Source organism: Kitasatospora sp. NPDC127111, assembly GCF_042677465.1.
In the GTDB taxonomy this organism is placed as follows: Bacteria; Actinomycetota; Actinomycetes; order Streptomycetales; family Streptomycetaceae; genus Kitasatospora.
The window spans coordinates 44,109-66,791 of record NZ_JBHXTG010000023.1 but is presented as its reverse complement, the minus strand read 5'-3'; the positions used below and the strand labels follow the sequence as shown (position 1 = coordinate 66,791).

The window sequence follows — 22,683 nt, the reverse complement described above, 5'->3', positions numbered from 1 at the left end:
TCAGAGCGGGCGGACCAGCCAGCTCGCGCCGACGGCCAGGCAGGTCAGGGCGACGACCAGGAAGAGCGCGATCCAGGCGAGGCCGGGGACGCCGGTGAGCCGGGCCAGCTGGTCGGCGTCGGAGTCCAGGGCCTGGCCGCGGCGGCGCTGGTGCTGCAGCTCCAGCACCGGCCGGACGGCGCCGAACAGCAGGAACCAGCCGCCGAGGTAGGCGAAGCCGGCCTGCACCTCGGCGCTGCCGAACCACGAGACCAGGAAGAACGCGGCGCCCGCCAGCACGACGGAGAGGAAGCCGAAGGCGTTGCGGATCCGGACCAGCAGGGCCAGCAGCAGCGCGATGGCCAGCCAGAGCAGCAGGGTGATCCGGTCGGCGGCGAGCAGCGCGGCGAAGCCGAGGCCGAGCAGGGCCGGGGTGGTGTAGCCGGCCGCCGCGGTGAACACCATGCCGGGCCCCGTCGGGCGCCCGTAGGAGAGGGTGAGGCCGGAGGTGTCGGAGTGCAGCCGGATGCCGGCCAGCCTGCGGCGGGTGGCCCGCGCGGCCAGGCCGTGGCCGCCCTCGTGGGCGATGGTCACGGCGTTGCGCGCGATCCGCCAGAGCGGGCGGACGGTCACCAGGAGCAGGGCGGTGGCGCCGGTGGCGAGGGCGAGCCAGCCGGGCGGGGCGGGCTGGGTGCCGGTGACCCGGTCCCACACCTCGCCGATGCTCTGTGCGTCCATGTCGGCTCTCCGCTTCCGTTCGCCCGGGCTCCCCGGGCCGCCGGGTCGGCGGACCGGGGTGGCAGCCTCCCATGCGGGGACGGCCGGGCGGGAGGGGGCGGTTCGTTCCGTGGGATGAGGAAGTGGTGAGAAGGGGCGCGTGGCAAGCTGACGTCATGTGCGGTCGCTTCGCCTCCAGCAGCAAGCCCGAGGACCTCGTCGAGCTCTTCGACGTCCGGTTGTGGGACCCGGCCGAGACGCTGGCGCCCAGTTGGAACGTCGCCCCGACCGAGCGCGCCTTCGTCGTGCTGGACCGGGTGCCCAAGGGGGAGTCCGCGCCGGTGCGGCAGTTGCGGGTGCTGCGCTGGGGGCTGGTCCCGGCCTGGGCGAAGTCGCCGGAGACGGCGGTCAAGATGATCAACGCCCGTTCGGACACCGTGCACGAGAAGCCCTCGTACCGGCAGGCCTTCGCCTCCCGGCGGTGCGTCCTGCCGATCGACGGCTACTACGAGTGGCAGACGCTGCCGGGCGAGCGCGGCAAGCCGCGGAAGAAGCCGTTCTTCGTCTCCCGGGCGGACGGCGCTCCGCTCGCGCTGGCCGGGCTGTACGAGTTCTGGCGCGACCGGAGGGTGCCCGCCGGCCACCCCGACGCCTGGCTGGTGACCTTCACGATCGTCACCACCGAGGCCGAGGAGCTGCTCGCGCCGATCCACGAGCGGATGCCGCTCTTCCTGGACCGCGACTCCTTCGACGACTGGCTGGACCCGGGGCTGAGCGACCCGGACGAGCTGCGCCGGCTGCTGATACCCCCGCCGCCCGGCGCGCTGCGGGCCACCCCGGTCTCCCCGGCGGTCGGCAGCATCCGCAACAACGGCCCCGAGCTGACCCGGCCGTGGGACGAGGCCGAGTACGCGACCACGCTGTTCTGACCCCTCTTCTCTTCCCCTCCCCTCCCTCTTCTCCCCCCTCCCCCCGCTCCGGAGCGCCCGATGACCACCGAACTCGTACCGACCCCGGCCGGGGACGCCCGGATCACCTGGCACCGCGCGGGCGTGCCGACGGCGGTGCTGGCGCTCGGGCACGGCGCCGGCGGCGGGATCGAGGCGCGGGACCTGGTGGCGCTGGCCGGGGCGCTGCCGGCCCGGGGGATCACCGTGGCGCTGGTCGAGCAGCCCTGGCGGGTCGCGGGGAAGCGGCTCGGGCCGGCGCCGCGGACGCTGGACGCGGGCTGGACGCCGGTCGCCGAGCGGCTGGCCGGGGCGGGGCTGCCGCTGGTGGTCGGCGGGCGCAGCGCCGGGGCCCGGGTGGCCTGCCGGACGGGTGCGGCGACGGGGGCGGTCGGGGTGGTGGCGCTGGCCTTCCCGTTGCACCCGCCGGGGAAGCCGGAGAAGAGCCGGGCGGAGGAGCTGCTGGAGTCGGGGCTGCCGACGCTGGTGGTGCAGAGCGCGGCGGACCCGTTCGGCGGGCCGGACGAGTTCCCGGAGCTGCCGGCCGGGCACACGCTGGTGCCGGTGCCGTACGGGAGCCACGGTTTCGAGGTGCCGAAGCGGGCGCCGATGGGGCAGGACGAGGTGCTGGAGCTGATCACCGGGGCGGTCGGCGACTGGGTGCTCGGGCTCGGCTGAGCCGGGCCGGAGGGGCCCGGTGGCAGGCCGCTCACCCGGGCGGGTGAAATGCCGCCGGGGGGCGGGAATGCGGGCGCGGTCGGCGTGGTTGACACCCTCGTCAGCTTGAGTCCCGGTGGAAGGCAGCACAGATGGGTTCGATCGCGTGCCCCGAGCGGCCGGAGGAGCGCGAGACCGCCACGGCCTTCGCCCCTGCTTGGTCGGACTGGCTCGTCGCGGGCGAGAAGCCCGTCAGCCCGATATCCTCCATCTCGGGGCGGCCTACGGTGGGTCGTGCCCGCCATGCCGAGGAGGTGGGTCCGGTCGTCGGGACCGAGCACGAGGCCGAGCCGGGCCGGGGCCCGGAGGAGAGCCTGCCCACGGGCGAGGCGCTCACCGGTGAGGAGCTGGCCGAGGCGATCGGTGAGGACACCTTCCGGGTGTCGGCGGAGGAGAGCGAGGAGGCCCGGCGGGAGCGCTTCGAGCGCGACGCCCTGGGCTACCTGGATCCGATGTACTCGGCCGCGCTGCGGATGACCCGCAACCCGGCCGACGCGGAGGACCTGCTCCAGGAGGCGTTCGCCAAGGCGTACGCGTCCTTCCACCAGTTCCGCGAGGGCACGAACCTCAAGGCGTGGCTGTACCGCATCCTCACCAACACGTTCATCAACTCGTACCGCAAGAAGCAGCGGGAGCCCCAGCGGACCGCCGCGGAGGAGATCGAGGACTGGCAGCTGGCCAGGGCCGAGTCGCACATGTCGACCGGTCTGCGTTCGGCCGAGACCCAGGCGCTCGACCACCTCCCCGACAGCGATGTGAAGGACGCCCTCCAGGCCATCCCGGAGGAGTTCCGCATCGCCGTGTACCTCGCGGACGTCGAGGGCTTTGCGTACAAGGAGATCGCGGACATCATGGGTACTCCCATCGGTACGGTGATGTCCCGGCTGCACCGCGGCCGCCGTCAGCTGCGCGGCATGCTGGAGGATTACGCCCGTGAGCGCGGGCTCGTCCCGGCCGGCAGCGGGGCAGGGCAGGAAGCGAAGGGCTCGGGCTCATGAGCTGCGGCGATCCGCACGACACCGAGTGTGGCGAGGTCCTCGACCACCTCTATGAATTCCTCGACAACGAGATGGCCGAGGGCGACTACGCCAAGTTGCGGGTGCACTTCGAGGAGTGCTCGCCGTGCCTGGAGAAGTACGGCCTGGAGCAGGCGATCAAGGCGCTGATCAAGCGCTGCTGCGGGTGCGACGACACCCCGGCCGACCTGCGCGGCAAGGTGCTGGCGAGGATCGACTCGATCCGGGCCGGGCAGCGCAACGGCGAGTCGGTGGTGGTCTCCGTCGACGCCACGGGGGACGTCCACGGCGAGGCGGCGGACGAGGGCCGGGAGACGCCGGCCGGCGAGGCCGCCAAGGCGGCGGCCAGGCCCGGCACCCCGGTCGAGGCGGGCGCACCGGCGGAGTGAGCCCGGCCGTGCGTCGTGCGCGGACGGCCCATCAGACGGACCAGGGCGGCCCCCGGAGCGTGTGCTCCGGGGGCCGCCCCCTTTCTGCTCGCATGCGCCGTCACTCGTTCGAGTGAGTTGGCGGTGCGCCAACTGCGGCATTCCGCGATCATGCGTCCTCGCGCCGGAACGGCGCCCTATCCTCCTGACGGGCGCTCACCGCCGGTCACCCCGGCACTCCGAGCGCGGACCGGGCCAGGACGGCGGGGAGGTCGAGATCGCTACCAACAGTGGAGACGAGGACCTGCCGGCGGCGGCGGCGCGCTACCTGGTGGCCGTGCCGGTGGCGGCGCTCTGCTGCCTGCTGCCGCTGCTCACCGCGGCACTTCCGCAGGGCGTGCCACGGTGGCTCGGCGCCCCCGTCGACTGGCCCAAGGTCGGCCTGCTGGCCGTCCTGCACGCCTGCTGGGAGTCGCTCGCCCAGGGCCTGCCCACGCCCTGCCTGCGGCTGGTCCGCCTGCTGCTGCGCCGGCCGAGGCTGCCTGCTCGGCCGCCGGCCAGACCCTGCGCCAACGCCTTCTTCCCGGTGCTGTTCGCCGGGGTGCTGATGCTGCCGCCGGCCGCGGCGGCCCTGGTCGCGGTGCCGCCCGCGCTGGTCGGACCCGCCGGGGCCGGCGGCCGGCGGCGGCAGCTGTGGAACGGCTCCCAGCTCGCGCTGTCCGCGTTCGCCTCCTCGGTGGTCTTCCACCTGCTGTCCGGGCCGCAACTGCTGCTCGGCTCCCGGTTCCCGGCCGCACTGCTGCCCGGATTCGCCTCCCTCGCCGCCTTCTGCCTGGTCAACGGGCTCCTGGTGGGCACCATGCTGGTGCTGGCCGAGGGCCGGCCGCCGAAGGTGACGCTGCGCGGACCGGCGGCCACCGCGATCGGCCTGCCGGTGCTGGTGCACGCGGCCGGCGGGCTGATGGTCGCGGTGCTCTGGCAGGGCCCGTACGGGGCCTTCGCGGCGCTGCTGGCGCTGCTGCCGCTCTCCATCTCGGCCTGGGTGTTCGCCCAGGGGCACCGCGAACGGGACGCCCACCAGGCCACCGTCCAGGCCCTGGTGCAGGCGGTCGAGATCAAGGACGCGTACACCCGGGGGCACAGCGAACGGGTCGGCAGGGCCGCCGTGCTGATCGCCGGTCAGCTCGGCATGGAGGCCGAGCGGCTGCGCACCCTGCGGTTCGCGGGGATCCTGCACGACGTCGGCAAGCTGGGCGTCGCCACCGAGCTGCTGCGCAGAAACGGTCCCCTCACCGAGGCCGAACGGCGGGCCGTCGAGGTGCACCCGGTGCACGGGTACGAGCTGGTGCGCGGGATCGCCTTCCTCGGCGAGGCGCACGCCGGGATCCTGCACCACCACGAGCGGATGGACGGCCGGGGCTACCCGAGCGGGCTGGTGGGCGAGCAGATCCCCGAGTTCGCGCGGATCATCTCGGTCGCCGACGCCTTCGACTCGATGACCTCCACCCGCTCCTACCGGCGCGGCCGGCCGGTGACCGAGGCGGTGGCCGAGCTGGAACGCTGCTCGGGCAGCCAGTTCGACCCGGTGATGGTCCGGGCGCTGGTCGACGCGCTCGCCGTGCACGACTGGCAGCCGGTGCTTCCGCCGCCGCCCGGCGACTGCATCCGCGTCGTGCCGGACATCCCGCTCGGCGTGCCCGAGCCGGTCCGGGCGGCCCCGCGCCCGGTGCCCGCGCAGGGCGGCACCGTGCCGACGGCCGGGTCGTCGTGATCGCGGCGACCGGCGGCGGTGCGCGGGCGCCGCGGCGGGCCCACCGACGGCCGTCGGGCCGGTCCCGGCCGGGCGGGCCGCCGCCGGGAGCCTGGCCGGTGCACGGGGGCACGCTGGCGGTGCACGGCGGGGCGCTCGCCCTGCTGGCTCTGGCGTTCGGGGCGGTGGCGGTGCGCGGAGTCGCCGAACCCGGGGTCGCGCTGGCCTTCACGGTGCTGATCGCGCTCGGCGAATGCGTCCGGATCACTCTTCCGGGCGACCGCGAGCAGGCGCCGATCGGCGCGGCCGGCGCGCTCGCGTACGCGCTGCTCGGGCCGCTGCGCGGGCTGCCGACGGCGCACGGGGTGCTCCAGGTGGTCGCGGTGACCGGGACGGGCCTGCTGCTCGCCCTGCTGCCGGCGCTGCTGCTGCCGCACCGCGCCCGGCGGCACCGGTCCGCGCCCTGGCGGGACCGGGCCCGGCGGGACGGCGCCGCCCGGCGGCTGATCGGCGCGGGCTTCGCGGCGGCGGTCTTCCAGCCGCTCTACAACAGCGGCCTGGTCGACCGGATCTCACCGGACGGCCCCGCGTACGGGGTGTTCCTGACCCTGGTGGCCGCGCTGGCCGCGCTCTGCGACGCCACCCTGGCGGCCGTGCTGCGGCGGGACCGCAGCGGGCGGCGGTTCCCGGCGGCCCTGGAGGACGAGCTGCGGTCGCTGTTCGGGATCGGCTCGGCGATCACCGCCACCGGGCTGCTGGTCAGCCTGGCCGCGGGCGAGGTGGGGCTCTGGGCGCTGCCGCTGTTCTGCGCGCCGCTGCTGCTGGCCCAGGTCTCCTTCCGGCGGGCCGCCGCCGTCCGGGCGACCACCGGCCAGACCATCGCCAGCCTGGCCAGGGCCACCGAGGTGGCCGGCTACACCCCGCCCGGCCACGCCCGCCGGGTCGCCGACACCGCGTGCGCGGTCGGGCGCGAGCTGGGGCTGGGCACCCGTGAGCTCGCCCTGCTGGAGTACGCGGCGCTGATGCACGACATCGGGCAGCTGTCGCTGGTGGAGCCGGTGCCGGACGGGGCGACCGCGCTGCTGCCGGACGAGGAGCAGCAGCGGATCGCCCGGCTGGGGAGCGAGGTGATCCGGCGGACCGGGGTGCCGCGGCAGGTGGCCGAGCAGGTCGCCCGGCTGGCGGACCCCTGGACCGGGCGGCCGGACGAGGACGAGCGGACGGTGCCGCTGGCGGCCCGGATCATCCGGGTGGCGAACGCGCACGACGACCTGCTCACGGCCGCGCGCGGGCGCGGGGTGGGCGAGGCGGTCGGGCGGCTGGAGGTGCTGGAGCTGCTCCGGCTGGGGCGGGGCCGGGTCTACGACGCCCGGGTGGTCGACGCGCTCGTCCGGGTCCGGGGGTAGCGCGCCCGGGGTGCCGGGGCGAGGAGCCCGGGGTTTCCGGTCCGGGGGTTCCGGTCCGGGGGTTTCCGGTCCGGGGCGGTGGCCAGGGGTTCCCGACCGCCGCGGCAGGGGCGGGCGCCGGGTCCGTTGGGGTTGAGGCCGGGCGGCGGGGCGGGCAGGCTGGGTAAGGGCAGGAGCCGGTGGCGGGGGCAACCGCGGCGGTGGGGAGCGCAGGCGGCGGCGGGCGTGGTTGGATGCGGTCGTAGCGCGGAACACCGACCCGGGGCACCGGGACCCGCGACGCGGGAGCGGATGCGGACTTGAGCGGACGACGACGGCAGGGACGAACGTGAGGATCTTCCACCGGGCACGGCACCGGCCGTCCGCCACCTGGCGGCAGACGACCGATCGGGCCTTCACGCTGATCGGCGACGGCCGGTACGAGGACGCGGGTGCCCTGCTGGTGATGGCCGCCGACCTGGAACCGTGGCTGTCCGACTCGTGGTTCAACCTGGCCCTGCTGCACAAGTTCCGGCGGGACTGGGAGCAGGCGCGGGCGGCCGGGCTGCGGGCGGTCGCGCTGCTGGACCGCGAGCAGGGGGCACCGGACTGGTGGAACCTGGGGATCACCGCGACGGCGCTGCAGGACTGGCCGCTGGCCCGCCGCGCCTGGCAGGCGTACGGGCTGAAGCTGCCCGGCGGCCCCGGGGCGCAGCCGGTCGGCCCGGTGAGCCTGGACCTGGGGACGACGCCGGTGCGGCTGTCCCCGGACGGCGAGTCCGAGGTGGTCTGGGGCCGGCGGCTGGACCCGGCCCGGATCGAGGTGCTGTCCATCCCGCTGCCGTCCTCCGGCAGACGCTGGGGCGAGGTGGTGCTGCACGACGGCGCCCCGCACGGCGAGCGGGTGACGGACGGTGTGGCGTACCCGGTGTTCGACGAGATCGAGCTGTGGGCGCCGTCCCCCGTCCCGACGTACGTGGTGCTGCTGCAGGCCGCCACGGCCGGCGACCGGGACGCGCTGGAACGGCTGGTCGCGGAGGCGGGGTACGCGGCGGAGGACTGGACGTCCTCGGTGCGGCTGCTCTGCCGGGCCTGTTCGGAGAGCCGGATGGCCTCGGACGACGGCCACACCGCGCACCACGACCCGCACGACGACGGTGACGCCGCCCACCCGGGGCACCTGAGCCACCTGAGCCAGGGCGCGGGCGGGATGTCCTGGCTGGTCGAGCGGGAGTGCGGGATCGCGGCGCCGGCCGACCTGGTCCGCGCGCTGCTGGACCGCTGGGTGGCGGACTCCCCCGGCACGCGGGCGTACCGGGATCTCGAAGAAGTCTGCTGAGTACCCTGGTGAGGTACGCGTAGAGATCTATGGAAGCGGAAGCGGAAGACATGGCGGAGCAGGCCGAGCAGCACGACCACGAGCACGAGCACGACGTGGAGGGGGCGGCGCCCGAGGCCCCCGTGAAGGTGGTCGGTGAGGAGCCGGACCTCTCCAAGGGCACCGCGCGCCCGATCACCGTGGTCGGCAACCCCGTCCTGCACCGCGAGGTCAAGGACGTCACCGCGTTCGACGGCGAGCTGTCCGCGCTCATCGACGACATGTTCCAGTCGATGTACGCGGCCGAGGGCGTGGGCCTGGCCGCCAACCAGATCGGCGTGGACCTCAAGGTCTTCGTCTACGACTGCCCGGACGACGAGGGCGTGCGCCACATCGGCCACGTGATCAACCCGGTGCTGGAGGAGTTCCCGAAGGACCGCCGGCGGGTGCTGGACGACGGCAACGAGGGCTGCCTCTCGGTGCCGACCGCGTACGCCGAACTGCCGCGCCCGGACTACGCCGCGGTGACCGGCGTGAACAAGGACGGCAAGCCGGTCCGGGTCGAGGGCACCGGCTTCTTCGCCCGCTGCCTGCAGCACGAGACCGACCACCTGTACGGCACCCTCTACATCGACAAGCTGTCGAAGCGGGACCGCAAGGACGCCCTGCGCCAGATGGCCGAGGGGACGCCGCGGTACGCCACCGTGCCGAACGAGTAAGGCCGGTCTGACGTCAGCAGGCGGGGCCGGTACGGGACTTCCGTACCGGCCCCGCGCTTTTCGATCACACCGCCGGGACGAGGAGCCACTCCGGGCCGTAGGTGAAGCGGGGTTCGGCGGGGAGCTTGACGCCGTTGATCTGCTGGGCGGCGCGGCGCATCTGGCCCATCAGGCCGATGGCCGGGCCGATCGAGTCCGGCCCGCCGGCGCCCCAGGCGTCTTCCAGGGCACGCAGCATGTCGCTGTAGTGCTGGTTGAAGGTGTGCAGGAGAGCGGCGGTGGTCGCGTCGGGCTCGTTGCCGGGGGAGTTGGCCCAGCCGCCGGCGGGGACGCGGGCGACGGGTGCGGTGTCCGGCAGCGGGAGGTCGGGGCCGGCGAACTCGAACTTGCCCGTCTGGTCGTCGAAGATGAGCTTCTTGCCGACGGCGATCTCCTTGAACGCGTAGTAGTGGGCGAGTTCGCCGGGCGAGCCGGGGAAGGGGTTCACCGGGGAGGCCGTGGTGCCCTCGCCCTGCTCCTGGATGACGGTGAGCGCCTTCAGCACGTCGTCGATGGTGTTCATCGGCACGATGTCGTTGCCGGCGCCGTGGCTCGACCCGAGCGGGAAGCTCACCTGCCGCTGCCCGGTGAGCAGGTGGGCGAAGGTCGGGAAGAGTTTGGCGATCCGCTGGTAGAAGGCGCCGATGGTGTTGCCGTCGGCCGCGAAGGCGAGGGGGTTGTCGGGCTTCTCGATGTCGGCGAAGAGGCTGGCCGAGTCCCGGGAGAGCCCGCTGAGGGAGACCTCCAGCCCGGGGTTGACGCCGCCGGGGAGCTGGCCCGGGTACTTGGGGACGGCCTTCGGGTCGGTGAGGACGACGGTGCCGCCGATGCTGGTGAGCATGTTGCAGACGAGGCCGAAGTGCGACATCTCGTCGAAGACGATCTCCCGGATGGTGTGGCGGACCGGCTTGCTGTTGTCCGGGTCGGTGATCGACCAGAGGGCGGTGGCGTACGGCGGGATGGTGGAGAGCTCCAGCAGGATCGCGTGCTGGAGCGCGTCCTTGAGCTCCTGCTCGGTCCAGTCCTCCTCCGCCATGCTCATGAGCTGGACGATGCCGTCGCCCTCGTAGTCCAGAACCGCGGCCATGGGCTGCCCCTTTCGTTCGGCTGGTGGGCCGGACGCTAACCGGGGTCCGGTCGCGCAAGGACGCATGTCAGCGGTGCGCCCCGGGAGTTCATCCGGACGGGTGGCGCGAACGCTGTGCAGGGCGGGGACGAGCGAGTTCAGCCCGCAGTGACGGCGCTGCCCCGCACGGGCGATGGCCGTGCGGGGCAGCGCCGGAGGCGTGATCCTCAGAGGATGCGGCCGAGGTGGATGACCACGATGGTCACCGTCTGCTCGGTGATTTCGTACAGCACGCGGTACCGGCCGATGTGGATCCGGCGGAGGTCCGGTGAGCCGTAGGCCGCCGAGCCGGCCGGCCGGGGATCGTCAGCCAGCAGGTCGACGGCGTCCATGACTTGGCGAAGGCCGTCGGCGTCGTCCTTGAGGAACCGGGCGGCCGCGTTGATCGCCGGCTCGTCCCAGGTGATCCGGTAGGTCATTCACGCTCCAGGCCCAGGATGGAGCGGACGTCCTCGTGGGGCACGCTCGCAGCGGTGCCGGCGGCTTGGCGGGCACGGTAACGAGCGATTGCGAGCTCGTCTTCCAGATCGGCCAGTTCCTGCGGATTGATCAGCACGGCAGCGGGCTGACCGTGGTCGGTGATGGTGATGCGTTCGCGGCTGTGGGAGGCGCGGCGCACGAGAGTGCCGAATCTCGCTCGTGCCTCGGTGATGGGCAGAGTCTCATTCATGACAGAACTGTACACTTCCCGCGGGTTCTGTGCACGACCTCTCTTCAAGTCACGGCCCGGTCGTGGCCGCATTGCCCGGCGTGGGCGCCGGGCAATGCGGCTGGAGTTCAGGGGTGGGGGGTGATGGTGATCGGGTGGGCGGTCCAGTCGGTGAGTTCGCCGACGTAGAGGGTGATGCTCCAGTGGCCGGAGCGGGCGAGGCAGTGGGCGACGCCGTCGCCACTGGCGGGGCCGATGCAGGACCGGACGAACTCGCGGTGGGCTTCGCGGACGGGGAGTTCGCGGACGTGCTCCCAGAGGACGGGGAGGGCGAGGTCGAGGCTGGGGAAGAGAGCGGGCGGCATGATGCCGGTGATCTCGGCCCGGACGGCGGTCACGCGGCGGCCGCCTCGGGGGAGATGTGGCACCAGACGAACTTGCCGATGCCGCCCCGGCGCGGGCAGCAGCCCCAGCTCTGCGCCAACTCGTGGACGAGGAGCAGCCCCCGGCCGGCCTCGTCGTGATCGGTGGCGTCGCGGAGCGCCGGCTTCTCGCTGTCGGCGTCGTGCACCTCGATCCGGAGGAGGTTGCGGGCGAGCCCGAAACGGATCTGGATCAGGCGGCCGCGGGCCGTACGGGCATGCTGGATGGCGTTGGTGACCAGCTCGGAGAGCAGCAACTCGCCGGTGGGGAGCAGGTGTTCGCTCTCCGGGTGGTCGGCGAGGAAGCGGCGCAGCTCCCGCCGGGCCGCACCGGGGGACTTCCGGTGCCGGGGGAGCCAGCAGGCGTGTTCGGTGGGGGCGATGGGGGTGGGGGAGACGGTTTCGGGCATGGCGGGGCCACCTCCGAGGGGTGTGGGGTGAAGAGAGCTGAAGAAGGCATGGGGATGCCCGGGTGGATGAGCCGCGATGATCACGTTGTGTGGCGTATCGGACTACGTTCAGTAGCATGCCTCTGGGGACTTCCAAGGTGCAAGTCCCCACTTTGGAAGTGATCAAAGATTGTTGGCGGACAGCAGGGGAGGGCAGACTGGCAGATCACAGAAGTGGGGAGGTCGCGACGATGCCCGTGAACCGGAATCCGACAGTTCGGCAGCGGCGGCTGGCCCGAACGCTCAAGGAGATGCGGACGGAAGCGGATCTGACGATCGCCCAGTCGGCTCGGCATCTCGCTTGCGCTGAAAGCAAGATCAGTCGGATCGAGGCCGCGCAGTCGGGGATTCGGTTGGTGGATCTTCGACTGCTGCTCGACTTGTACGGGGTGACGGAGCCGGCGACGCGAAGTCGGCTGGAAGCCCTGTCGCGTGAGGGCCGACTACGCGGATGGTGGGATCGCTACTCGGACACGCTGTCGCCGCTCTATGCCGACTACATCGCACTGGAAGCCGATGCGTCGGACATGTACAGCATCCAAACTCTTCTGGTGCCCGGGATCTTGCAGACCGAGGACTACACCAGGGCTGTCGTCAGGGCGCAGATAGAAGACGCGACGCCGGATCAGATCGAGACACTGACGAAGGTCCGCCAGGAACGTCACTCAGTTCTGGCGGGGGACACGCCGTTGCGGGTATGGGCCGTGATCTCGGAGTCCGCGCTCAAGCATCAGGTCGGTGGGCCGTCGGTCATGCGCGAACAGCTTCGATCACTTGCGGCTTCCGCCGAGCGTCCCAACGTCAACGTGCAGGTTCTGCCGGAGACGTCGGAGGTTCACGCGGCGCTCTTCGGTCCTGTCACCATTCTCAGCTTTCCGGAGGTGACCGAGATGGACGTGGTGTACGTCGACAGCCTCCTCAGCACTCTGTACATCGAGGAGCCGGAGGAAGTGTTCAAGTACGCGAATCTGTTCCGCCGCGCGCTGGCGGAGTCGCTGCCCCGCAACGAATCGATCGCGCTCATCGAGCGCATCGCGAGTGAGAAGGTCTAGAGATTGTGAGCGAGTTTTCCGCCGAGGGGCTTGAGTGGCGCAAGTCCTCGTACTCGGGTGCGCAGAGCGAGTGCGTTGAAGTAGCCAGTGGTGTGACCGGTGTCGTACCGGTGCGGGACTCCAAGGACCCGGGTGGGCCGGCTCTGCTCTTCCCGGCTGATGCTTGGTCGGCCTTCCTCGCCGGGGTCAAGTCCGGCGAGTTTCCGGCCGACTGAAACAACAGAGGTGCCCCGCACGGGCTGTGGCCGTGCGGGGCACCTCTGTCCTACCTGACCGCTTAGAAGTCGTCGTCGAAGGAGACCGAGCCCTCGACCGCGACCTGGTACGCCGACACGCGGCGCTCGAAGAAGTTGGTCAGCTCCTGCACGTTCTGCAGCTCCATGAAGCCGAACGGGTTCGTCGACCCGTACCGGATCGGCAGACCCAGCCGGGCCAGACGCTGGTCCGCAACGGCCTCCAGGTACTGGCGCATCGAGGCGGTGTTCATGCCGGGCAGGCCGTCACCGCACAGGTCCTGGGCGAACTGGAGCTCGGCCTCGACGGCCTCCTCCAGCATCTCCGTGACCTGCTTGGCCATCTCCTCGTCGAAGAGGTCGGGCTCCTCCTCGCGGACCGTGTCCACCACGGAGAACGCGAAGTCCATGTGCATGGACTCGTCGCGGAACACCCAGTTCGTCCCCGTCGCGAGACCGTGCAGCAGACCCCGGCTCCGGAACCAGTACACGTAGGCGAACGCGCCGTAGAAGAACAGCCCCTCGACACACGCCGCGAAGCAGATCAGGTTGAGCAGGAACGCCCGCCGATCTTCCTTCGTCTGCAGCGACTCGATGTGGTCGACCGCGTTCATGTACTTGAAGCAGAACTTGGCCTTCTGCGCGATCGACGGGATGTTCTCCACCGCCGCGAAGGCCGCCGCGCGGTCCTCCGGGTCGGGCAGGTAGGTGTCGAGCAGCGTCAGGTAGAACTGCACGTGCACGGCCTCCTCGAACAGCTGCCGGCTCAGGTACAGCCGGGCCTCCGGGGAGTTGATGTGCTTGTACAGGCTCAGCACCACGTTGTTCGCGACGATCGAGTCACCCGTCGCGAAGAAGGCGACCAGCCGGCCGATCATGTGCCGCTCGCCCTCGCTCAGCTTGGCGAGGTCGGCGACGTCGGAGTGCAGGTCCACCTCCTCCACCGTCCAGGTGTTCTTGATCGCGTCCCGGTACCGGTCGTAGAACGACGGGTAGCGCATCGGGCGCAGGGTCAGCTCGAAGCCGGGGTCGAGCAGCATCTTGCGGTCGTCGGGGGTGCTCACTGGCAGGCCTCGCAGGACTCGGGGTTCTCCAGGGAGCAGGCGATGGCGTCCTGCTCGGCCTGGGTCATGGTCGGGGTCGGGAGCGGCGCGGCCGTGCGGGCGGCACCGGACGCGGCCTGGGCGATCCGGGTCGCCGGGCGGGAGCGCAGGTAGTAGGTGGTCTTCAGACCGACCTTCCACGCGTACGCGTACATCGAGCTGAGCTTGCCGATGGTGGGCGCCGCCATGAAGAGGTTCAGCGACTGGCTCTGGTCGAGGTACGGCATGCGCGCCGCGGCCAGGTCGATCAGCGCGCGCTGCGGCAGCTCCCAAGCCGTCCGGTACAGCGAGCGCACCTCGGCCGGCAGCCAGTTGAACTCCTGCACCGAGCCGTTGGAGTCCCGCAGCGCGTCCCGGGTCTGCTGGTCCCAGACGCCGAGCTCCTTGAGCTCGCGCACCAGGTACGGGTTCACCTGCAGGAACTCGCCCGACAGCGTCTCGCGCTTGAACAGGTTGGACACCTGCGGCTCGATGCACTCGTAGACGCCGGCGATCGAGGCGATCGTCGCGGTCGGCGCGATGGCCAGCAGCAGCGAGTTGCGCAGGCCGGTCTCGGCGATCCGGGCGCGCAGCGCCGTCCAGCGGTCGGCCCACTGCGGGGCGGCCGTCGGGAAGTGGTCGATGTGCAGCTCGCCGCGGGCGGCACGGGTCTCGCCGTACGCCTCGTGGCGGCCCAGCTGCTCGGCCAGGTCGGCGGAGCGCTCGTACGCGGTGAGCATGATGCGCTCGGCGATCAGGGTGGAGAGGGTCTTCGCCTCGGCGGAGTCGAAGTCGATCCGCAGCTTGAAGAAGACGTCCTGCAGGCCCATCACGCCCAGGCCCACCGGCCGCCAGCGGGAGTTGGACGTCCCGGCCTCGACCGTCGGGTAGAAGTTGATGTCCACCACGCGGTCGAGGAAGGTGACGGCGGTGCGCACGGTGGCGTCCAGCCGCTCCCAGTCCATCGCGCCGAGCAGGTCCTCGGCCGACGCGCCCTCGGCCACGTGGGCGCCGAGGTTGACCGAGCCGAGGTTGCAGACGGCGGTCTCGGAGTCGTCCGTGACCTCCAGGATCTCGGTGCAGAGGTTGGAGCTGTGCACCGTCCGGCCGGGCAGCGCGGTCTGGTTGGCGGCGCGGTTGGAGGCGTCCTTGAAGGTCATCCAGCCGTTGCCGGTCTGCGCCAGGGTGCGCATCATCCGGGCGTACAGGGTCTGCGCGGGGATGGTGCGGACGGCCTTGCCGGCCAGCTCGGCCTTGCGGTACGCCTCGTCGAAGTCGGCGCCCCAGAGGTCGACCAGCTCGGGCACGTCGGCCGGGGAGAACAGCGACCAGTCCTCGTTGGCGTTGACCCGGCGCATGAACTCGTCCGGGATCCAGTGCGCCAGGTTGAGGTTGTGGGTGCGCCGCGCCTCCTCACCGGTGTTGTCGCGCAGCTCCAGGAACTCCTCGATGTCCGCGTGCCAGGTCTCCAGGTAGACGCAGGCCGCGCCCTTGCGGCGGCCGCCCTGGTTGACGGCGGCGACCGAGGAGTCGAGGGTGCGCAGGAACGGGACGATGCCGTTGGACTTGCCGTTGGTGCCGCGGATCAGGCTGCCGCGGGAGCGGATCCGCGAGTAGGAGAGGCCGATGCCGCCGGCGTGCTTGGAGAGGCGGGCGATCTGGGCGTACCGGGAGTAGATCGAGTCCAGGTTGTCCAGCGGCGAGTCGAGCAGGTAGCAGCTCGACATCTGCGGGTGCCGGGTGCCGGAGTTGAACAGGGTCGGCGAGGAGGTCAGGTACTCCAGCCGGCTCATCAGGCGGTACAGCTCGGCCACCTCGCGCACCGACTGCTCGCTGTCGCCGACCGCCAGGCCGCTGGCGACGCGGAGCAGGAAGTGCTGCGGGGTCTCGACCACCTTGCGGGTGATCGGGTGGCGCAGCAGGTAGCGGGACTGCACGGTGCGCAGGCCGAAGTACTCGAAGCGGTCGTCGCCCTGCGGGTCGATCAGCGCGTCCAGCGCGGCGGCGTGCTTGGCGACGAAGGCGGCGGTGCTGTCGCCGATCAGGCCCTCGGCGTGGCCGACGGCGATCGAGGCGGAGAAGGAGACCGAGCCCTGGCTGTTCGCCTCGTCGACGATCTCCAGCGCGAGCAGGCGGGCGGCCAGCTTCGAGTACTGCGGGTCCTCGGCGATCATCGACGCTGCGGCGTCCACGGCCAGCCCACGCAGCTCGGCGAAGTCCGAACCGGCGTGACGGCCGCGCAGCGCGGCGGCGGCGACATGGCCGGGGTCCACCTGCGGCAGGTCGACACTGCGGTCGGTCAGCAGCCGGAGCAGCGCGCCGCCCGGGTCGGAGACCGTCGGGTCGGCGGGGGAACCCTGGGCGGGCAGGGCGGCTGAGGCAGCGGTGGTCAAGGCGCTCTCTCCTGGCGGCGATCGGCGGCGGTGGATCGGGGCACCGGGCCGTTCGAGGCAGGGGAGCACGGCGCGACGGCCGGACGGCGTCGCGCGACGGTGTCATCCCCGGCCCGCCCGCGAGGCCCGGAAGTACTGCTCGTGGCTGCAGGCCTCTGCGGGGAGGCCGGAAGGCACGCCGTCGGCAGGTATTCGGACTCGCGGGCTCTGGTCGGAGCCGCCCGCACACCGCTGCGGGGCAGTCCCGGACTCGCACCGGGTTCCCCTGCGTCGACAGCAGGAGTGAGCATACATCTAGTGGTGTCCGCTCGATGCGGCACCACATGTTGTGCAGCGCCGCGTGTTGGCGTGATGACCGGTGGTACCGGCACGGAGGCCTTGCGGGGCCTGGGAGGGGCCGTCGCGGGGGCCCCGGCGGTGCCGTCGCGGGGCCCGGGAGGGGCCGGTCGCGAGGCCGGTGCGGGGCCGGTCGCGGGGCCCGGGCGGGACCGGCGGAGAGGTCGCGGCGGGGCCGCGGATGGCCCGCCGGTGTCCGGATTGGGAAACGGTATGGTCACCGGGCGGAGCCACCGTCAGGAGCATGCCCTACGATCTCGGCTCATGAGGGAGCGGAGCGAGGGGGACGCATGACCGACGGAACGGGTGCACCCGGACAGGCACCGCAGGGGCAGCCGCCGGCCGCGCCGGTGCCTCCTGCGCCGTACCCCGGCGCGCAGCCGGTGCCGCCGGCGCCGGGCGGGTTCGGACCGCCGCCCGCCTCGTACGGGCCGCCGGTGCCGCAGCAGCAGCCGGTGGTACCGCCGGTGCCCGCCGTGCCGCAGCCGCCCGCGCCGCAGCCGGTGCAGCCGCAGCCGCCCGCGCCGCAGCCGGTGCAGGCCCCGCCGCCCGCGCCGCAGCCGGTGCCGCAGCAGGTCCAGCCCCCGGTACAGCCGCAGCCGCCCGCGCCGCAGCCCGTGCAGCCTCAGCCCGTGCACCCGCAGCCGGTGCAGCCTCAGCCGGTGCCGCCGCAGCAGGTCCAGCCTCCGGTGCAGCCGCAGCCTGTCCAGCCGCAGCCGATGCAGCCTCAGCCCGTGCAGCCCCAGCCGCCCGTGCAGGGGATGCCGCCGCAGCAGCAGTGGCAGCCCCAGCCCCAGCCGGTCCAGCCGCAGCTCTCCAGCGAGCCGGACTGGGCGGCCCTGGCCGACCGGAACGAGGCCGAGGCCAAGCGCAAGGGCCGGATGAAGATCATCGGCGCCGCCGTCGCCGTCGTCGTGGTCGGTGGCCTGATCGCCGGCGGTCTGATGTTCATGAAGAAGGACGACGGCGGCAAGAAGACGGTCGCCGAGCCGACCCCGACCGCCACCGCGACCACCCCGGCGTCGTCGCCCTCCGGCAAGCCGTCCGCGAGCGGCAGCCCGAGCGCCGCCGTGCCCGAGGACCCGTCGAAGCCGATCTGGGAGGCCACCACCGACCCGGCGCCGCAGGACGCGGCCGCGCTGTTCTCGGCGCTCACCGTGACCGTCAACGGCGCCACCTGGAACCGGACCGTGGTCTCGCTCGACTCGCCCTGCTGGGACGGCAACTCCACGGTCGGCGGCCTCGGCAAGGTCCTCGGTGACCAGGGCTGCCGCCAGGTGCTCCGGGCCACGTACGTCTCGGGCGACAGCGCGGTGACGGTCGGCGTCGCGGTCTTCGACCACAAGCAGCAGGCCGAGACCTCGATGAAGAGCTACGTCGGCCACCTCAAGGGCGCCGCCGCCCCGGGCTCGCCGGCCTTCTGCGCCACGCCGGGCTGCACCAACACCAAGGCCACCCTGGGCCGGTACGCGTACTTCACCGTCGAGGGCTCCGCCAAGGGCGGCAACACCGCGGACGCCACCGCCACCGCGGCGGCCCCGGGCTTCGGCGAGCACGTGAAGAACCAGCTGCTCCAGCGTGCCAAGTCGGCCGCCCCGGCCGGCGCCCCGGCCGCCACCCCCGCGGGCTGACGCCCGCTCCGGACGCGTAGCGGGTGCGCCCCGGCCGGGAGACCGCCGGGGCGAGCCCGCACGCCCGGGCCCGTCGCACGCCCGGGCCCGTCGCACGCCCGGGCCCGCCCGCACCCAGGCCCGTCCGCACGCTCAGGCCGCCCGCGCCCAGGACCGCCGCGCCCGGCCCGCCCGTACGCGGTGACCGCCCCCGCACCCCGACCCGAAGCACCGGGCGCGTCCGCTCGCCCGGGTCCGGGGAGTGTGGCAGGCTCACCGCCAGTCAGTCAGTCGTACGTGTGTTCCGGTTGTGACGGCGCAGGCCGGTGCCGGTCAGCATCCGGAGGAGTGTCCGTGGCCCTGCCCCGAGCGCTGCGCGCCAAGCCGGCCGTGCTGGCGGCGGCCGGTGCCGTCCTGGCCGCCGGGGCGGTCGTCCTGGCCGGCCACGACGGCCGGGCCGACGGCGAGCCCGCGCCCGGGCCCACCACCCGCAGCGAACTCACCCTCAACGGCGCCGGCCGCACCCTGCCGCCCGAGGTCGGCCGCGAACTGCTGGCCCGCGACCCGAAGGCCTCCCCGAACGCCCGGGCCGTCCAGCAGCTCCTCGCCGACCTGGAGCGCGAGGCCCGGGCGGGCCGTTCCGGCGGGACGGTGATCGGCCAGCACGTCGAGGCGCACAACGAGCGCTACAACCCCCAGTACGGCGACTACCCCGGGGCCAAGCCGGTCGGCTACTACTACCGGAAGGCCGCCGACATCACCGGCAAGCTGCCCGGTTTCGTGGAGACCGACCTCGGCCCCGGGTACGGCCAGACCGGCTGGGGCGTCGGCAACCCGCGCTCGTACTCGCAGGGCCGCTGGCCGGCCTGCGCCACCGGCTGGCAGTACACCGACGACGCCGTCGACCTGATGACCGCCGTCTGGTCCGGCCACCCGCGCGCCGAGGACGGCACCTACGGCGCGTCCGGCGTCCAGAAGAACTGCGACGGCACCACCACCGAGCTGCCCGACAACGGCGGCGCCCCGGCCGGCCTGGTCGGGATGTCCTTCCACCAGCCCTACCCGGGCTCGGACGTGAAGTCCTTCGACCGGGTGCTCTGCTCCTCCTCGCCCGCCGCCAAGGACCCGGGCTGGTTCGGCCGCGTCGTGGACAGCGCGGGCGACACCCCCGAGTACCGCGCCCTGCTCAAGGACCTCTCCTACCTGGCCGACCACCTGGAGTACCTGGCCGCGCACGACGTCCCGGTGCTGCTGCGCCCGTACCACGAGATGAACGCGGCCGACTGCACCCGCGGCTTCTGGTGGTCCGGCCGCAAGCCGGCCGAGTACCAGGCGCTCTGGCGGATCACCTACCACTACCTGGTGGAGACCAGGGGCCTGCACAACCTGCTGTTCGCCTGGACCCCGGTCTCCTGGGACGGCGCCCCGGGCGTCGACCCGTGGGACTACTACCCGGGCGCGCGGTACGTCGACGTGGTCGGCGTGGACGACTACAGCGGCAGCCCGGCGCACCCGATCGGCACCGGCGAGGTGTGGACCAAGCGCTACTACGACGGACTGGCCGGCTACGGGAAGCCGCGGATCCTGGCCGAGTCCTTCGCCGTCCCGGTCAACGCCCGCCAGCCGGACACCCTGCGCCGCACCCCGTGGACGATCTGGACGGTCTGGGGGCAGTCGCTGACGGACGGCAACCTGACGCCGGACCAGCCGCGCAACTCGAACGCCGACGTCAAGGCCACCTACGGCAACGGCCTGGCACTCACCGGCGGCTCCGGCACGTTCAACCCCGGCGTCGACTGGAGCGGCCTGCACGTACGGTGACCGGCCGCGCGGCCCGGTGCCGCCCCGGTGACTTTGGTTACACGCCGCGGGCGCCCCGAACCCCGGGAATTCCGGGTCCGTTCGCGCGTGTGGCATCCTGTGGCGCGGAATCGGGTTGACGCCGGGAGCGCCCGGCAGGGGCGGGGGTACGGGAGATGACACAGGCGCGTCCGAACCGCCTGGCCGGCGGCCTCGCCGTGGCCTGGGGGGCCGTGCTGCTCGCGTGGGCGGCGTACAACTGCTTCTGGCAGGTCGGCTTCATGACCTTCGTCAAGGGCATCTTCTACTACGGCGGTTCCTCGATGGGCGCCGAGACCGGCAGCCTCAACTACGCCGCCCTGTACCTGACCTCGGGCATCCTGCTGCTCCGCGGCCGGGAGTGGGCGCGCGGGGTGGCGGTCGGCGTGGCGCTGGTCGAGGGCTACAACCGGGTGCGCAGCCTGACCGGCGCCCTGCTGGACGAGCCGCAGCGGAGCTGGTTCACGGGCACCACCCAGGGCTGGCTGAAGCTGTTCACCTTCGGGGCCGGCGTGCTGGTGACCGGCGCGCTGGTGCTGCTGCTGGTCACCTCGCTGCGCCGGGGGGCCGGGGCGGGCTGGGCGCCGGCGCCGGCGGCGTGGGCGGGCGGCGGGCAGCCGTCGCCGTTCGCGACGCAGCCGGACCAGCTGCACTGGTCGTTGCGGCAGACGCTCCCGCAGGACCAGGCCCCGGGTCAGCAGCCGGTCCAGTCGCAGCCGTTCGGCGGTCCGCCGCAGCCCCAGCCGCCGGTGCAGCCCCAGCAGGCGTGGCCGCAGCCGCTGCCCGCCCAGCAGGTGCAGCCCCAGCAGGTCCAGCAGCCCACCCAGCCCGCCTGGGCGCCGCAGCAGCCACCGGCCCAGCCGCCGCAGGCCCAGCCGCAGCCGCCGGCGCCCCAGCAGCCCTGGCCGGCCCCGCCGGTCGCCCCCGGCCCGGTGGCTCCCGGCCCGGTGGCCCCGGGGCCGGTCCCGCCGGCCCCCGGCACCCCGCCCCCGCACCAGGGATAGCCCGTACGACCCGCCCGGACCGGGCGGGTGGACGACCGACGAACCAGACGAGGAACCACTGTCACCATGTCATCAGCAGCACCCGTGCGGACGGTCCTGACCACGTCCCGCGAGGCGGCTCGGCTCGCCGACCGGCAGATGTCGTGGAAGCCCCGGGTCTCCCCGTTCTACGTCTCCTTCCTGATCATCTTCTGCTTCTCGGTCTGGGCGTACGTGCCCAACCCGACCCCGCTCGGATGGGCCATCACCATCCTCTGGGGCATGCCGGTGTTCGGCGTGCTGATCGGTTTCCAGGGCGTGCTGATGGTCCGCCGCCGGCTGCGGCAGGTGGACAAGATGACCCCGCCGGCGCCGGCCGAGGACGACTACCTGATCGTGCTGGTGCCGACCATCGGGCGGCACGACACCTACCCGGCGCTGGAGCGCTCGGTGCTCTCGTACGTCGAGCACCTGCCGGCGTACTTCCCGTGGATGCGGGTGGACATCCTCACCGAGGAGGGCTGCGCGGCCGCCGAGAAGATCGACGACCTGGCCGCCACCCACCCGCTGATCCGGGTGGTGACCGTCCCGAAGGCGTACGAGACGCCCAACGGCACCAAGTTCAAGGCCCGCGCCAACCACTACTCGCACGAGCTGCGGATCGAGGAGGGCGAGGCCGAGGACGACGTCTGGGTGCTGCACATGGACGACGACACCGGCGTCGGGCCGGACACCGCCGCCGCGGTCGCCCAGTTCATCAACCGGCAGCGCCGCGCCGGGGACGACGCCAAGCACATGGCGCAGGGCATCCTGACGTACCCGCGGGAGAACGCCGTCTCCACCTTCACCTGGCTCGCCGACGCGATCCGCCCGGCCGACGACATCGCCCGGTTCCGCGCGATGACCGGTACCGGGACGCCGATCGCCGGCGTGCACGGCGAACTGCTGCTGGTGCGCTCCTCGGTGGAGGCCACCATCGGCTGGGACTTCGGCCCGAAGACCATCGTCGAGGACGCCCAGATGGCGCTGAACTTCTGCCTGCGCTACCCGGGCCGCAGCGACTGGTTCAACGGCCGCTGCTACGGCGCCTCGCCGGCGGGCGTCAAGGACTTCCTCAAGCAGCGCGAGCGCTGGGCTTGGGGCCTGGTGGCGCTCTGCTTCAACAAGACCATCCCGCTGCGGTTCCGGCTGTTCATCGGGATGGGCATGGTCAGCTGGGTGCTCGGCCCGCTGCAGCACGTCGGACTCGTCCTGCTGGTCGCCTGGTTCACCGGGACGATGAACACCTCGCCGGTGACCCAGTCCGTGGTGCTGCTCTGGTCGATCAACTTCGCCTACGTCATCTGGACGTACTGGGAGGGCCTGCGGCTCAACGTGGTGGGCTCGGCCAACCACCGCCGCAAGTGGTGGGAGCCGATCGTCGTGGTCGCCGCCATCCCGCTGTTCTCCTTCCTGGAGGGCTGGGGCGGCCTGCGGGGACTGATCAAGTTCCTGCGCCGCGAGGAGAACAAGTTCGTCGTGATCGCCAAGCCGGCCTGACCGCCGGCCTGACCG

22 protein-coding genes and 1 riboswitch are annotated in these 22,683 nt (G+C 72.8%); of the genes, 14 read left to right on the top strand and 8 right to left on the bottom strand.

Translation table 11 applies throughout. From position 1 onward, the window contains the following. Complete coding sequence (locus ACFVHB_RS16725) at nucleotides 1-717, bottom strand: M50 family metallopeptidase (RefSeq protein WP_380321721.1); 717 nt, start codon at nucleotides 715-717, stop codon at nucleotides 1-3. 155 nt (nucleotides 718-872) lie between these two features. Between ACFVHB_RS16725 and ACFVHB_RS16720 the strand changes: the two genes are divergently transcribed. The 8 genes from ACFVHB_RS16720 (at nucleotide 873) to def (ending at nucleotide 8,916) form a co-directional block, all read left to right on the top strand. Further along, the gene (locus ACFVHB_RS16720) at nucleotides 873-1,625 is read left to right on the top strand and encodes an SOS response-associated peptidase (RefSeq protein WP_380321718.1); all 753 of its coding nucleotides are present in this window, start codon (nucleotides 873-875) and stop codon (nucleotides 1,623-1,625) included. Nucleotides 1,626-1,685: 60 nt separating this feature from the next. Next, complete coding sequence (locus ACFVHB_RS16715) at nucleotides 1,686-2,321, top strand: alpha/beta family hydrolase (RefSeq protein ID WP_380321715.1); 636 nt, start codon at nucleotides 1,686-1,688, stop codon at nucleotides 2,319-2,321. A 293-nt stretch (nucleotides 2,322-2,614) separates the two neighbouring features. After that, entirely contained in the window at nucleotides 2,615-3,358 is a 744-nt protein-coding gene (locus ACFVHB_RS16710) for a sigma-70 family RNA polymerase sigma factor (protein ID WP_380321818.1), read from the top strand. Next, nucleotides 3,355-3,765, top strand: coding sequence for a mycothiol system anti-sigma-R factor (rsrA, locus tag ACFVHB_RS16705; RefSeq protein ID WP_380321712.1), 411 nt, complete (start codon nucleotides 3,355-3,357; stop codon nucleotides 3,763-3,765). The genes ACFVHB_RS16710 and rsrA overlap by 4 nt, the downstream gene beginning before the upstream one ends. A gap of 310 nt (nucleotides 3,766-4,075) precedes the next feature. After that, complete coding sequence (locus ACFVHB_RS16700; RefSeq protein WP_380321710.1) at nucleotides 4,076-5,515, top strand: HD-GYP domain-containing protein; 1,440 nt, start codon at nucleotides 4,076-4,078, stop codon at nucleotides 5,513-5,515. Nucleotides 5,516-5,613: 98 nt separating this feature from the next. Next, nucleotides 5,614-6,900, top strand: a complete 1,287-nt coding sequence (locus ACFVHB_RS16695) for an HD-GYP domain-containing protein (protein WP_380321707.1) — start codon at nucleotides 5,614-5,616, stop codon at nucleotides 6,898-6,900. 328 nt (nucleotides 6,901-7,228) lie between these two features. Further along, the gene (locus ACFVHB_RS16690) at nucleotides 7,229-8,218 is read left to right on the top strand and encodes a tetratricopeptide repeat protein (protein ID WP_380321704.1); all 990 of its coding nucleotides are present in this window, start codon (nucleotides 7,229-7,231) and stop codon (nucleotides 8,216-8,218) included. A 50-nt stretch (nucleotides 8,219-8,268) separates the two neighbouring features. Then, a complete protein-coding gene (gene def, locus ACFVHB_RS16685; RefSeq protein WP_380321701.1) occupies nucleotides 8,269-8,916 on the top strand; it encodes a peptide deformylase in 648 nt (215 codons plus the stop codon). A gap of 64 nt (nucleotides 8,917-8,980) precedes the next feature. On the opposite strand, the gene ACFVHB_RS16680 is transcribed toward def, so the two are convergent. The 5 genes from ACFVHB_RS16680 to ACFVHB_RS16660 all read right to left on the bottom strand — a co-directional run bounded on the left by ACFVHB_RS16680 (nucleotide 8,981) and on the right by ACFVHB_RS16660 (nucleotide 11,562). Beyond that, entirely contained in the window at nucleotides 8,981-10,042 is a 1,062-nt protein-coding gene (locus ACFVHB_RS16680; RefSeq protein WP_380321698.1) for a ferritin-like protein, read from the bottom strand. 206 nt (nucleotides 10,043-10,248) lie between these two features. Continuing rightward, the gene (locus tag ACFVHB_RS16675; protein WP_380321695.1) at nucleotides 10,249-10,500 is read right to left on the bottom strand and encodes a type II toxin-antitoxin system RelE/ParE family toxin; all 252 of its coding nucleotides are present in this window, start codon (nucleotides 10,498-10,500) and stop codon (nucleotides 10,249-10,251) included. Continuing rightward, nucleotides 10,497-10,751, bottom strand: coding sequence for a type II toxin-antitoxin system Phd/YefM family antitoxin (locus tag ACFVHB_RS16670; RefSeq protein ID WP_380321692.1), 255 nt, complete (start codon nucleotides 10,749-10,751; stop codon nucleotides 10,497-10,499). Before ACFVHB_RS16670 ends, ACFVHB_RS16675 begins: the two co-directional genes overlap by 4 nt. Nucleotides 10,752-10,858: 107 nt before the next feature. Then, the gene (locus ACFVHB_RS16665; RefSeq protein WP_380321689.1) at nucleotides 10,859-11,128 is read right to left on the bottom strand and encodes a hypothetical protein; all 270 of its coding nucleotides are present in this window, start codon (nucleotides 11,126-11,128) and stop codon (nucleotides 10,859-10,861) included. Further along, nucleotides 11,125-11,562 (bottom strand): ATP-binding protein, encoded by a 438-nt coding sequence (locus tag ACFVHB_RS16660; RefSeq protein WP_380321686.1) that lies wholly within the window; start codon nucleotides 11,560-11,562, stop codon nucleotides 11,125-11,127. Before ACFVHB_RS16660 ends, ACFVHB_RS16665 begins: the two co-directional genes overlap by 4 nt. Nucleotides 11,563-11,792: 230 nt before the next feature. Here ACFVHB_RS16660 and ACFVHB_RS16655 point away from each other — a divergent pair, with 230 nt between their 5' ends. Then, nucleotides 11,793-12,653 carry a helix-turn-helix domain-containing protein gene (locus tag ACFVHB_RS16655; RefSeq protein ID WP_380321683.1) on the top strand — a complete coding sequence of 287 codons (861 nt, stop codon included), beginning with the start codon at nucleotides 11,793-11,795 and terminating at the stop codon, nucleotides 12,651-12,653. 5 nt (nucleotides 12,654-12,658) lie between these two features. Continuing rightward, nucleotides 12,659-12,868 (top strand): DUF397 domain-containing protein, encoded by a 210-nt coding sequence (locus tag ACFVHB_RS16650; RefSeq protein ID WP_380321680.1) that lies wholly within the window; start codon nucleotides 12,659-12,661, stop codon nucleotides 12,866-12,868. A 62-nt stretch (nucleotides 12,869-12,930) separates the two neighbouring features. On the opposite strand, the gene ACFVHB_RS16645 is transcribed toward ACFVHB_RS16650, so the two are convergent. Together ACFVHB_RS16645 and ACFVHB_RS16640 are read right to left on the bottom strand one after the other, a co-directional pair. Beyond that, nucleotides 12,931-13,926, bottom strand: coding sequence for a ribonucleotide-diphosphate reductase subunit beta (locus ACFVHB_RS16645; RefSeq protein WP_380321815.1), 996 nt, complete (start codon nucleotides 13,924-13,926; stop codon nucleotides 12,931-12,933). A gap of 20 nt (nucleotides 13,927-13,946) precedes the next feature. Next, the gene (locus ACFVHB_RS16640) at nucleotides 13,947-16,337 is read right to left on the bottom strand and encodes a ribonucleoside-diphosphate reductase subunit alpha (protein WP_380321812.1); all 2,391 of its coding nucleotides are present in this window, start codon (nucleotides 16,335-16,337) and stop codon (nucleotides 13,947-13,949) included. A gap of 189 nt (nucleotides 16,338-16,526) precedes the next feature. Further along, a riboswitch (cobalamin riboswitch) is annotated at nucleotides 16,527-16,668 on the bottom strand. 319 nt (nucleotides 16,669-16,987) lie between these two features. Here ACFVHB_RS16640 and ACFVHB_RS16635 point away from each other — a divergent pair. The 4 genes from ACFVHB_RS16635 (at nucleotide 16,988) to ACFVHB_RS16620 (ending at nucleotide 22,668) form a co-directional block, all read left to right on the top strand. Further along, on the top strand, nucleotides 16,988-18,328 hold the full coding sequence (locus ACFVHB_RS16635) for a hypothetical protein (RefSeq protein WP_380321677.1): 1,341 nt from the start codon (nucleotides 16,988-16,990) through the stop codon (nucleotides 18,326-18,328). 333 nt (nucleotides 18,329-18,661) lie between these two features. Continuing rightward, on the top strand, nucleotides 18,662-20,128 hold the full coding sequence (locus tag ACFVHB_RS16630) for a glycoside hydrolase family 26 protein (protein ID WP_380321674.1): 1,467 nt from the start codon (nucleotides 18,662-18,664) through the stop codon (nucleotides 20,126-20,128). A 155-nt stretch (nucleotides 20,129-20,283) separates the two neighbouring features. After that, on the top strand, nucleotides 20,284-21,150 hold the full coding sequence (locus tag ACFVHB_RS16625; RefSeq protein ID WP_380321671.1) for a hypothetical protein: 867 nt from the start codon (nucleotides 20,284-20,286) through the stop codon (nucleotides 21,148-21,150). Nucleotides 21,151-21,216: 66 nt separating this feature from the next. Then, entirely contained in the window at nucleotides 21,217-22,668 is a 1,452-nt protein-coding gene (locus ACFVHB_RS16620; protein WP_380321669.1) for a glycosyltransferase family 2 protein, read from the top strand. Nucleotides 22,669-22,683 lie beyond the last annotated feature (15 nt).

What these genes read in the sequence shown, in the direction of transcription:
- ACFVHB_RS16725 (WP_380321721.1), bottom strand. Translation starts at nt 717, where the DNA reads ATGGACGCACAGAGCATCGGCGAGGTGTGGGACCGGGTCACCGGCACC.
- ACFVHB_RS16720 (WP_380321718.1), top strand. Translation starts at nt 873, where the DNA reads ATGTGCGGTCGCTTCGCCTCCAGCAGCAAGCCCGAGGACCTCGTCGAG.
- ACFVHB_RS16715 (WP_380321715.1), top strand. Translation starts at nt 1,686, where the DNA reads ATGACCACCGAACTCGTACCGACCCCGGCCGGGGACGCCCGGATCACC.
- rsrA (WP_380321712.1), top strand. Translation starts at nt 3,355, where the DNA reads ATGAGCTGCGGCGATCCGCACGACACCGAGTGTGGCGAGGTCCTCGAC.
- def (WP_380321701.1), top strand. Translation starts at nt 8,269, where the DNA reads ATGGCGGAGCAGGCCGAGCAGCACGACCACGAGCACGAGCACGACGTG.
- ACFVHB_RS16680 (WP_380321698.1), bottom strand. Translation starts at nt 10,042, where the DNA reads ATGGCCGCGGTTCTGGACTACGAGGGCGACGGCATCGTCCAGCTCATG.
- ACFVHB_RS16675 (WP_380321695.1), bottom strand. Translation starts at nt 10,500, where the DNA reads ATGACCTACCGGATCACCTGGGACGAGCCGGCGATCAACGCGGCCGCC.
- ACFVHB_RS16670 (WP_380321692.1), bottom strand. Translation starts at nt 10,751, where the DNA reads ATGAATGAGACTCTGCCCATCACCGAGGCACGAGCGAGATTCGGCACT.
- ACFVHB_RS16660 (WP_380321686.1), bottom strand. Translation starts at nt 11,562, where the DNA reads ATGCCCGAAACCGTCTCCCCCACCCCCATCGCCCCCACCGAACACGCC.
- ACFVHB_RS16655 (WP_380321683.1), top strand. Translation starts at nt 11,793, where the DNA reads ATGCCCGTGAACCGGAATCCGACAGTTCGGCAGCGGCGGCTGGCCCGA.
- ACFVHB_RS16645 (WP_380321815.1), bottom strand. Translation starts at nt 13,926, where the DNA reads ATGCTGCTCGACCCCGGCTTCGAGCTGACCCTGCGCCCGATGCGCTAC.
- ACFVHB_RS16635 (WP_380321677.1), top strand. Translation starts at nt 16,988, where the DNA reads ATGACCGACGGAACGGGTGCACCCGGACAGGCACCGCAGGGGCAGCCG.
- ACFVHB_RS16625 (WP_380321671.1), top strand. Translation starts at nt 20,284, where the DNA reads ATGACACAGGCGCGTCCGAACCGCCTGGCCGGCGGCCTCGCCGTGGCC.
- ACFVHB_RS16620 (WP_380321669.1), top strand. Translation starts at nt 21,217, where the DNA reads ATGTCATCAGCAGCACCCGTGCGGACGGTCCTGACCACGTCCCGCGAG.